The organism is Oscillospiraceae bacterium (genome assembly GCA_035380125.1).
GTDB lineage: Bacteria > Bacillota > Clostridia > Oscillospirales > JAKOTC01 > DAOPZJ01.
Map to the genome: position 1 here is coordinate 19,375 of DAOSWV010000032.1, position 9,777 is coordinate 29,151.

Here is a 9,777-nt window from a genome sequence, read left to right on the forward strand (position 1 = left end):
CCTAAAAAGCCGCCAGAATTTCATCACAGACACCGCCCATTTTCCGTAAAATTGCGGCAATATTTGCCCGGAACGCATGTGTTCTGAACTGATCCATCGGCGGGAAGAAACCGCCTTGCAGCGTCCAAATCTCCTGCCTGTAATCCTGCATCTTTTGATATAGCGGCAGCAATTTGACGGCCATTGTCAGATCGGGATATTGTTCAACCGCTTTTTTGAAAAAGTCAACCGCCGTGCTCGTGCAGACGCAGCAATAGGGGGAGCAATGCAAATTCCAGCAGATACCGCCGAGCTCGTCATCCGTTTTATTTTCGAAATATGAATCATCTTCGAGCGTATCCGCCCAAACTTCAAACGCCATCTTTCCGAAAACATAACGCCCGTTGTTGCTTTGCGCCGGTTGTAATGATAAGAACGCGGGAATGGAATCTACAATGCTTTGGTAAACTTGCCGAGTATCTTGCTTTTCGATTGGGTCTCCTGCGAAGAACACGCCTTTTACATTGTCTAACGCGTTTATAATGGTTGAATAGCCATATTCATCAATCGTCGGTTTGCCTTGCGTGTTATAGAGATTTACATACAGCACATCGTTTTCATCATAACCGCCGATCAGAGAACCTTCCGGTAATATGCCTGCGTAATTTGTCCAGTCTTTTGGCTCGTTGACAAGCCCCCATGCCAAAACGGGTATGCCTTTGTCTACGGACGCTTTAATCGCGTTCATCACTACACGGAAATCTTTTTTGATCTGCGCGTTGGAAAGATAGATGCATTCATACCCGAAAGCGGCGTATGCCTTTTTCACAAATTGCGGCACAAAGAAGTAATTGGTCACACCGCTGTCGCACTGAACACCGTTCGGGCTGCCCTTTTCGGCGGCATACAGATAGGTGAAATTATCACCGGTAAAGTTCGCATAAAAATGAAAATCGTCAATATCCGAACCGAGTTTTAATCCGACGGAGCAGATCGCGGAACAAAGAAAATAGTTCTGCCAAGACTCAATCTTTTTATAATCTTTTATTTTGTTTGTCGTATACGGCGGTTCGCCGCCGTGAAACGGGTCGGAAATCGTATCGGACGCAAACGCCGCATATTGCGCCATGGTCAGAATCTCAGGTTTCATTTTCGGGGAATAGCTCTCCGGGGCATAGTCAAATTTTTTCGCAGTTTCGCTCATATTTATACGCTCCTTCAACTCTTCGCTCATCAAGAACACTTTAACTTTAACACAGTTGAACCTGCTCGTGTTATCCTTTTTTGTCAAATTCCTCTATTTTAGGCGTTTATATAAATTCATTCTTACACTGTCTGTGTCATATCTGCCGTTTTGCGTCTCATAAACCGCAAAAATCGGCTCATCTACGTGTGCCACGCTGTTGTTTTGCAGCCACCGTTCCAGCTTTGCCGCTCCCACACCGATGTCCCCGAGGCAGTCGTCCGGCAGCACGGCATAAGTTCCGGCGGGAATCCGCAGCAGCTCCACCCGATCATTTTCGGGCAGTTTGAACCCGTCGCCGCATTCTACGCCGCATGCCCAAACATCTCCCCGGGCGCTCACATAAAATCGCTTTGAATTGCGCACTGTCAGCGGATATCGCTCCTGCAAAAACCCCATCACCTTTTCGGACGCTTTCCGCTCGGCGTCTCTGCCCGCTTCCCGCGCGATCAAAAACACCTTTTCCGGTTCTTGCGTAATGGTAATATGCCCTGCCGTGCCGCGTTTTTTGACAGGCAGATATAACTTTAGCTTATACGGCTTTCCGTCCTTGAACAGATATTCTTCAAAATAGCCCTCTTCCGCCTGTTCGAACATGCTGCCCGAAAGCCAGACGTTATAAAGATAATTCCACCCGTCGCCGATCTCCCGCTCGTTGTATTTCACCGTGCAAACCGCATATGTACCTGTTTTACCTAAAGCGTTTTCTTTTTCCGTCATCACCTCATAACAAAAACGGTTTCCGATCTGTTTGCCGTTCCTGCCGAATACACGGCCTTTGACTTCTCCAAGCGACTCAATCGCCCTGTCCTCGATGCCGGCCAAACACGAATCATAAAAATGCCTTGCCTCGCAGGCGGGAAAAACCTCCGCTCCGACCTTGACCGCAAGGCTGATGTCGTTTGTATCAAACGGGTAAAAGTAAAACCAAGTATCGGATTTTCGGTATTCGAGCGGGGTCATGTTAACAAGTTCCCTGAACTGCTTATGAAACGCCTGCTGGGTCTGATATCCGCTCTCGGCGGTAATTACATCAAGCGGCATATCCGAGCACTTTAAGCGTTCACAAGCATTGGAGATACGCCGCTTTCGGATATATTCCTTGATCGAATGCCCTGTATAAGAATAAAAATCCCGATAAAGCTGACTCAACGAAACAAAGTGCCGATTCGCAACGGTCTCGGGATTTAACTCGTTAGTCAGATTATTTTCGATAAACGCGGTCACTTCGTTCATATCTCTGTTTTTTTGCATAAAAATTCCTTAAATTCAATAATTCTCCGAAATCTGCTTTTTGATTTTATCACAAATTTTAACAGCAATCAAATTTTTCTTCGACGCTGTTTAAAATTTATAAATGCCCGCAAATCGCCGTTTTAAGCCTCGGAGACGTTTCCATGCGAAATGGCAGACATTTGCGCATTTCGGGCAAAATCCATAATGCTTTTTACGCATACTATCAAAGCAATCATAATTGATTGCATGTCATTTCAATACAGGCAGGTGTGAATTTGAAACTAAAATTCAAAAAGACATTGTCAATTCTTTTGGCATCAATTTTGCTGTTTATGATATCGGTCTTCCCGATAGCCGCACAGACCACCACCTATAAAGTGATCAAGGGCGACTCCATGTGGAAAATCGCCGTCCGATACCAGGTGGGTATCAGTGAGATTATTGCGGCCAATCCGCAGATCACCAATCCCGCATTGATCTATCCCGATCAGATTATCACAATCCCGTTGCCCCCGGCATCCGTACTCGCCTTCGAACAAGAGGTTGTGAACCTGGTCAATCAGACCCGTAAAGCCTACGGTCTGAAAGAGCTGACGATCAACTGGGAACTGGCCCGCGTGGCGCGCTATAAGTCGCAGGATATGCACGATAAACACTATTTCTCGCACACGAGCCCGACTTACGGCTCGCCGTTCACAATGATGAAAAACTTCGGTATCACCTATCGGACGGCCGGCGAGAACATCGCCATGGGCTACACGACCCCGCGCAGTGTTTTCGACGGCTGGATGAACTCAAGCGGCCACCGTGCGAATATCCTGAATGCCGGTTACACCCAAATTGGCGTCGGCTTTGTCGAAGAGGGTTATTACTGGACTCAGATGTTTATCGGATAATCATTTCATTTTTAAAATATTTCGCCGCTCTGTAAACGAGCGGCATTTTTATACACTATGTATATATAACTGATATTGTTTTTTCGAGTGGTTTTTGCTATACTGAAAAAGGATATTGATTCAAACCGACGAAGGGATGTTTTAATATGAGCAGAGGCATTATGACCCCCATCTACGCCCAAATCGCACTCGATATCGCAGTCCGCATCAGCAAGGGTGCGCTCAAAGAAAACACCAAGGTACATGGCCGTTCGGTCATGTCTTCCGAATACGGCGTCTCGCCCGAGACCATCCGCCGGTCGATGAAACTGCTCGAAGACGTCGGCGTTGTCGAAAACCGCCCCAACAGCGGAACGATTATCCTGTCGGCGCAAAAAGCCCGGGAATACGTCGAAAAACTCGGTGAGCAAAACGACGTTCGCATCCATCAGAAAAAATTGATGGAACTGCTTGCTCAACAGATCGATATCAGTCGACAGATCGCCGATATCAGCGATTCGATCGTGCGTATCAATCAAAAATTCACCACCGCGTCCCCCTTTAACAGCTACGAGGTCAAAGTACAGCCGACCTCAACACTGCTCGGAAAAACCGTCGGCGAGGTCATGTTCTGGCAAAACACCTCCGCGACCATCATCGCCATCCGCCGTAGAGACAGCATCATTCTCTCTCCCGGCCCGTATGCGGCCTTTCAGATCGATGACACCATCGTTTTTGTCGGCGACGTCAAATGTGCCGAAACCGTCTGGGCTTTTGTCAACGGAAGATAACCTGTGTTTCCGGAACGTAATTACGTAAAATTGCTTTACCTATAAACCGCTCCGTCTTTTCAAACTCAAATTTCGCACGCCCCGCTTTGCGGGGCTTTTTTTATTTTCTTTTTCTCTCGACAGGATTCGAGCTTATTCGGTTTGACATCTGACAACTTTTATTGTATAATAAGATGTCAGTTGCTCCGAGCGTGGCTCCGGTGCAAAATACATCATAAGGAGCGAAACAAATCATGAAAAGAATTAAAAAAACAAGCATCCTGCTTGCTGTCGTATTGTCTTTGGCTTTATTGCTTTCGGCGTGCGCAAACGGAACAAGCAGTTCCGTTCCCGCGAGTTCAATTGAGAGCGTTTCGACAGAAGACAGTTTACAGCGTGTTCTGGATGCCGGGAAAATCACTTTTATCGGCAGCGGCGGTTATCCCCCGTTCAATTATTTTGATGAAAGTGGCAATGTCGTCGGCTTTGACGTCGATGTGGGCGCGGAGATTGCCAGACGCCTCGGCGTTGAATTGGATTACATAACCGGCGACTGGGACGGTTTGACCGAAGGCCTGCGCAACAAGCGTTTTGACGGCATTTTAGGTAGTATGGCCATCACCGATGCCCGCCTCGAAATCGTTAACTTTACCAGCCCCTACTATTATTCGGGCGCTCAGCTCGTCGTACGTGCTGATTCCGGCATTACAGATCCCTCCGAAATGAGCGGAAAATCAATCGGTGTTGTAACCGGTACAAACTTCGTGGGCGACGCTGAAGCCCTCGGCGCGGATGTCCGTCTGTATCAGGACGACAATGCAACACTCATGGATCTGATCAACGGCAGGATTGACGGTGTCATTACCGATCGTCTGGTGGCGCTGGGTGCGATACAAGATATTTCAGGCGGCGAGAATCTGGTGTTGGCCGGCAATATCCTGCGGCTGGAGCAGATGGGCATTGCCATCAATAAAGACGATGATACCCTGTTGACAAAACTCAACGAAATCCTCGCGGATATGTTTGCAGACGGCACGATGAAATCCATCAGTGAAAAATGGCACAACGGTGCGGATATCACCGTAAAATAAGCCCAAAACTCAATTAAAACAATGCTTTCGAAGGGGAATCCGTTGTATAAACAGATTCCCCTTCGACACAGAAAGAAGGTAATGAATTATGGGCGTATGGGACTTTTCGGTCATTCCGAAATACTTTACATCCTTTTTGCCATATGCGTGGATGACGGTCCGCGTCACGTTTTTCGGCATTTTAATCGGCCTCGGTCTGGGCCTGCTGTTCGGCATGCTGCGTATCTCGCGCTTCAAAATCGTCCAGCTCCCCGCAAAATTCTACATCTGGCTGATCCGGGGCACCCCGCTTCTGCTGCAGCTGCTGTTCATCTATAACGGTCTGGTAAATGTGGTCAAAATCGATGCGCTGCCTTCGGCTTTCATCGCGTTGGGCATCCATAACGGTGCTTACATCGCCGAGATTGTCCGCGGAGCCATCCAGTCGATTGATCGCGGCCAACGCGAGGCAGGCATCTCATTGGGCATGACCCAGAGCCAGGTCATGCAGCGCATCGTTCTGCCGCAAGCAGTCAAGCGATCTATTCCCCCGCTCAGTAATCAGTTCATCATCGCACTCAAGGACTCATCGCTGGCCAGTGCCATTACGGTGCCCGAACTGCTTTTGCACGCACGTCAGATGGCTTCGTCCAACTTCCGCATGATGGAAATGCTGACCATCGCGGCAATTTACTATTTGATCATGACGACAATTTTGACCGTTTTTGCCAACCTGATCGAAAAGAAAATGCGCGCCGGCGATCTCAAGAGGGTGGTATAATATGAAGCAAAACGAAAAAATCATCGAAATCAAAAATCTGAATAAATGGTTTGGAAAATTACAGGTGCTTAAAAACATCGACCTCACCGTTTTTCAAGGTGAAGTCGTGGTTATTATCGGCGCAAGCGGATCCGGAAAGAGCACACTGCTGCGTTGCATCAACTTCCTCGAAAAACCCCAAAAAGGCACGATCACCATTGACGGTGACGAACTCACCGTCAAAACCAAAAAACTGCATCTGGTACGCCGAGAGGTCGGTATGGTGTTCCAACACTTCAATCTGTTTCCGCACATGACAGTCATGGGCAATGTGACCGAAGGCCTGACGCAAGTCAAGAAGATGGACAAATCCGATGCAACCAAAATCGGTGAAAAAATGCTTGATAAAGTCGGTATGCTAGACAAAGCCGATACCTATCCGTCGATGATCTCGGGCGGTCAGAAGCAGCGGGTGGCAATCGCACGCGCGCTGGCTATGAATCCGAAGATCATGCTGTTCGACGAACCGACCTCGGCACTCGATCCGGAACTTGTCGGGGATGTTCTGCTGGTCATGAAAAAGTTGGCCGCCGACGGCATGACAATGATCGTCGTGACGCACGAGATGGGCTTTGCACGCGAAGTCGCCGATCGTATCATCTACATGGACGAGGGTAAAATCGTCGAAGAAGGTACGCCGGAGGATATTTACAATAATCCGCAGAACGAACGCACAAAGGAGTTTTTAAGCCGCATTCTTTAAAATTGACTTTGCTTTTGCACCGTGGTAGGATGGGATATAGAATACTCGATTGTTCCACAGAAAGGAAGCTTTTTATGGCCGATCAGAAATATACCAGAGACATCTGTATCGCTCTTCTGCGCGAAAAGCAACAATCGCTGACCGCACAGGGAACGGAACGTTATCCCCAGCGCAGCGATTTTGATATCGAGGCGGTAGTGGCGATCAAGGCGTTTTTAGGTCCGTGGCCACGCGCGCTCGAGGCTGCAGGGCTCAAGCCGGTGCGCCCCGAAGATCACAAACAGCGTACGCGCGAAAAGCACATCCGCGCCAAACGCGACCGGAACAAGGTCAAAAGAGAAACCGATAAAAAAGCATGACATAAAAGCTCACGTCCGCCAATCAAATGCCGTCCGTTGTTTAGGACAGACGCATGTAATCGTAAATCCATCCAAGACATAAAAAAACCGAACGTATGGCTTTCGCCGGGCGTTCGGGTTTTTTATGTACAATATTAAGTTGTTTAATTCGTCTTTATCCGACTACAACCAATAAATCCTCTGTGACATCCTGCATGTGACACAGATCCACTTGATTGCTGTTCATCAACTGTACCAATTTATCTGCAGTCTCACGCGAAGTGGTAACATCCTGAAGCATGCATATTCCCCGTTTAAAACGCTCACGTCCGATAATCGCATATCCCTCGTGTTCACCCGCTTGGCAATTCGTATATTTTTCACAAGCCGTTTTGTATTGGTATTTTCCGAAATTCAACATATTCTCCATACGCTCCCTCATTGATGATAAAGTTTGATTCAGTTGCCTCGGGTTCCTAAGGCAACACAAGCAATGATTTTCCATAAACCCGTTCATCATTCGGCATCACCGCACGTTTCCGTTCCCAAGAGAAACCCGCATTTTGGCGCCGTCCTAAGGTTGATTCATCTTTGGCAAAACATATGATGTCTTTGCCACAGCTTTGGCCCCGCACTTACAGGCAAGGCCGATCATTCATAAAGATCAATCGATTTAAGTGCTTTTTCATAGCTGCCCTCCTGAAACTTATAGGTACTTCATGCGTTAGAGTTACCCTCCGATTATATAAACAATTGAAAGGGTCATTTTCTCACATAAACGCAAAAAAAATTTAAATTTTTATTTCGACAAATTTCGACATTTTATTTAAATATCTCGGTTTTTGGCTTATTTATAAGTTTTTTTGCTTTTTATATTTCAAGCCAAATTAAAAAATTGTTTGCCAAATATAGCATCCGTCAAAATTTTAACGTCCATTTATTTCCTAATGGATGCGTTGGTTCTACAATTTAAACAAAAATTTTTAATGTATGGTTTTTGCGATTTTCTCCAGTTCCCCTAAATTGATTGTGGAGCATAAATCAAACATAATTGTCCCATCTTTGGAAAACCATATAATTTCGTTTGGGCAACCATTCTTTAATGAACTCTTGATAATGGCTGCTCTGTGATTCAATTTACCCTCACTGAAAACGCCGTGTTCGTTTTCAAAACACATAACCGAACCGCCGGTAAGCCCCTGTACCCGAAGGCTTATCACCGTTTCGTCAGGCCCGAGGAATTGATAATTGATAAAGTTAGATACTTTACTTCTTCTGTCGGTGTTTTCATAAAATCCCGCCGGCAGATATTTTGGATAAAAATCGCCGTATTCGATATTTACAGTACAGTCCCTGTCTTGCAGAATTTCAATTTGAATATATGCCGGATACCGTTCCATCTTATAATTTCTTTTATAGGGAATTAACGCGGCACCTGCAGCAAGCGCCATCAAAACAATCAAAGTTGCAGCGACGATCGCCCGTATGATTTTGACATGATACGGAGGACTCTTCTTTTTTAAGAATCTCTCCGGATTGCGAAGCATTCTTTTTTTTCTTTTCAGATACTGCCGGCTGAATGAAATCTCGTTTTTTGCAATTACATTGGCATACTCATCAAGTACCGAATCGACCAGTATGTCTTTTAAAGCCTCATCGAATTTTATCCCATCCATCTTATCCCCTCCTTTACACAGTTTAAAAAATCGGGCCGCAGCATCTTTGCTCCCCGATAATAAAACAATTATAAAAGCCAATTTATTACACTAAATGTAAATTAATACGTAATTATTTTTTGATTTCTTCCTGCTTCAATTTTTGAATCAATATTTCTCTCCCGCGCAGCACTCTTGTACCGACGAGATTCACATTAATACCCAGTTCTGCGGCAATTTCACTGTAACTCCATTCACACACAAAGCGCAGATAGAGAATGTTCTGATATGCATCCGGCAGCTCCCGGATCAATTGCTTTAATCTGTTATAATTGATCTCACCCGAAAAGTCGATTGTATATCTTTCAAATTTGTTTTCTCCGAAATCGAAATATTCAATCTTCTTTTCTCTCTTCATAAAATTGACGGAAACATGTTTTACCACTACGATAAGCCAGGCTTTTTGTTCCTCGCTGCTTTTCCCTTTGAGTTGTGCCAAATGTTCGATGGCTTTTACATAAGTATCCTGAACTGCTTCTTCAGCTTTCGCTTGCGAATGCAAAATCCCGTTTGCGATGATAAACAATAATTTCTCATTATTCTGATACAATTGTGTAAAAAATGTCCGATCTTCATCGTCGTCGATAAACGTTAATAAAATCGCAAGCATGAACTTCCCTCATTTTTTCCGGAATACCCTGTATCTGACATTATTTTATCATATTTTTTACCATATTTCAATAGGTACACCATTAAAAGGGGCTATGCGATAAACTCGCATAGTCCCTTTCAGTCATCTTCAACTTAGTTCAAGCTTTGATATGTTTTATTGTCAATTCAACCATTTCGTCAACGGACACGGTTCCGACGCCGAAAATCGAGGTATCGACTCTCTCGTTAAAAACCGAAGTCCAGTGTTTCGGAATCCCTGCCGCTCCGATTGCCATTCCGACAATCGAGCCGACGGTAGCCCCGTTGCAGTCGGTATCAAACCCGGTCTGCACCGCAAGACAGATTGATTTCCCGAAATCGAGTTTGCCGAAAACCAAAGCCGCTACGACAATCAATGCGTTTGAAATCGTATGGCA

Annotated in this window: 12 protein-coding genes; 6 read left to right on the forward strand and 6 right to left on the reverse strand. The window is 45.8% G+C overall.

Annotated elements, in window-relative coordinates; translation table 11 throughout:
- Position 1 precedes the first annotated feature (1 nt).
- Both PK629_11535 and PK629_11540 read right to left on the reverse strand, forming a co-directional pair.
- Positions 2-1,183 (reverse strand): hypothetical protein, encoded by a 1,182-nt coding sequence (locus tag PK629_11535; protein HOP12107.1) that lies wholly within the window; start codon positions 1,181-1,183, stop codon positions 2-4.
- A 93-nt stretch (positions 1,184-1,276) separates the two neighbouring features.
- On the reverse strand, positions 1,277-2,476 hold the full coding sequence (locus PK629_11540; protein ID HOP12108.1) for a helix-turn-helix domain-containing protein: 1,200 nt from the start codon (positions 2,474-2,476) through the stop codon (positions 1,277-1,279).
- Positions 2,477-2,790: 314 nt separating this feature from the next.
- Between PK629_11540 and safA the strand changes: the two genes are divergently transcribed.
- The 6 genes from safA (at position 2,791) to PK629_11570 (ending at position 7,055) form a co-directional block, all read left to right on the forward strand.
- Positions 2,791-3,354: a SafA/ExsA family spore coat assembly protein gene (safA, locus tag PK629_11545; protein HOP12109.1), complete on the forward strand. Its 564-nt coding sequence runs from the start codon at positions 2,791-2,793 to the stop codon at positions 3,352-3,354.
- A 146-nt stretch (positions 3,355-3,500) separates the two neighbouring features.
- The gene (locus PK629_11550; GenBank protein HOP12110.1) at positions 3,501-4,124 is read left to right on the forward strand and encodes a TrkA C-terminal domain-containing protein; all 624 of its coding nucleotides are present in this window, start codon (positions 3,501-3,503) and stop codon (positions 4,122-4,124) included.
- 233 nt (positions 4,125-4,357) lie between these two features.
- Positions 4,358-5,194 (forward strand): transporter substrate-binding domain-containing protein, encoded by an 837-nt coding sequence (locus tag PK629_11555; GenBank protein HOP12111.1) that lies wholly within the window; start codon positions 4,358-4,360, stop codon positions 5,192-5,194.
- 88 nt (positions 5,195-5,282) lie between these two features.
- Positions 5,283-5,954, forward strand: coding sequence for an amino acid ABC transporter permease (locus PK629_11560; GenBank protein HOP12112.1), 672 nt, complete (start codon positions 5,283-5,285; stop codon positions 5,952-5,954).
- 19 nt (positions 5,955-5,973) lie between these two features.
- Positions 5,974-6,696: an amino acid ABC transporter ATP-binding protein gene (locus PK629_11565; protein HOP12113.1), complete on the forward strand. Its 723-nt coding sequence runs from the start codon at positions 5,974-5,976 to the stop codon at positions 6,694-6,696.
- Positions 6,697-6,770: 74 nt separating this feature from the next.
- Positions 6,771-7,055, forward strand: coding sequence for a hypothetical protein (locus tag PK629_11570; protein ID HOP12114.1), 285 nt, complete (start codon positions 6,771-6,773; stop codon positions 7,053-7,055).
- Between the two features lie 154 nt (positions 7,056-7,209).
- On the opposite strand, the gene PK629_11575 is transcribed toward PK629_11570, so the two are convergent.
- The 4 genes from PK629_11575 to PK629_11590 all read right to left on the reverse strand — a co-directional run.
- Entirely contained in the window at positions 7,210-7,464 is a 255-nt protein-coding gene (locus PK629_11575; protein ID HOP12115.1) for a DUF6514 family protein, read from the reverse strand.
- Between the two features lie 553 nt (positions 7,465-8,017).
- Positions 8,018-8,710 carry a DUF4367 domain-containing protein gene (locus tag PK629_11580; GenBank protein HOP12116.1) on the reverse strand — a complete coding sequence of 231 codons (693 nt, stop codon included), beginning with the start codon at positions 8,708-8,710 and terminating at the stop codon, positions 8,018-8,020.
- 112 nt (positions 8,711-8,822) lie between these two features.
- On the reverse strand, positions 8,823-9,359 hold the full coding sequence (locus PK629_11585) for a sigma-70 family RNA polymerase sigma factor (GenBank protein HOP12117.1): 537 nt from the start codon (positions 9,357-9,359) through the stop codon (positions 8,823-8,825).
- Between the two features lie 139 nt (positions 9,360-9,498).
- A partial coding sequence (locus tag PK629_11590; protein ID HOP12118.1) for an ADP-ribosylglycohydrolase family protein occupies positions 9,499-9,777 on the reverse strand: 279 nt, incomplete at its 5' end.

Coding starts and splice junctions, on each gene's coding strand:
- PK629_11560 (HOP12112.1), top strand. CDS start 5,283: ATGGGCGTATGGGACTTTTCGGTCATTCCGAAATACTTTACATCCTTT.
- PK629_11585 (HOP12117.1), bottom strand. CDS start 9,359: ATGCTTGCGATTTTATTAACGTTTATCGACGACGATGAAGATCGGACA.
- PK629_11535 (HOP12107.1), bottom strand. CDS start 1,183: ATGAGCGAAACTGCGAAAAAATTTGACTATGCCCCGGAGAGCTATTCC.
- PK629_11540 (HOP12108.1), bottom strand. CDS start 2,476: ATGCAAAAAAACAGAGATATGAACGAAGTGACCGCGTTTATCGAAAAT.
- PK629_11580 (HOP12116.1), bottom strand. CDS start 8,710: ATGGATGGGATAAAATTCGATGAGGCTTTAAAAGACATACTGGTCGAT.
- PK629_11555 (HOP12111.1), top strand. CDS start 4,358: ATGAAAAGAATTAAAAAAACAAGCATCCTGCTTGCTGTCGTATTGTCT.
- PK629_11570 (HOP12114.1), top strand. CDS start 6,771: ATGGCCGATCAGAAATATACCAGAGACATCTGTATCGCTCTTCTGCGC.
- safA (HOP12109.1), top strand. CDS start 2,791: ATGATATCGGTCTTCCCGATAGCCGCACAGACCACCACCTATAAAGTG.
- PK629_11550 (HOP12110.1), top strand. CDS start 3,501: ATGAGCAGAGGCATTATGACCCCCATCTACGCCCAAATCGCACTCGAT.
- PK629_11575 (HOP12115.1), bottom strand. CDS start 7,464: ATGGAGAATATGTTGAATTTCGGAAAATACCAATACAAAACGGCTTGT.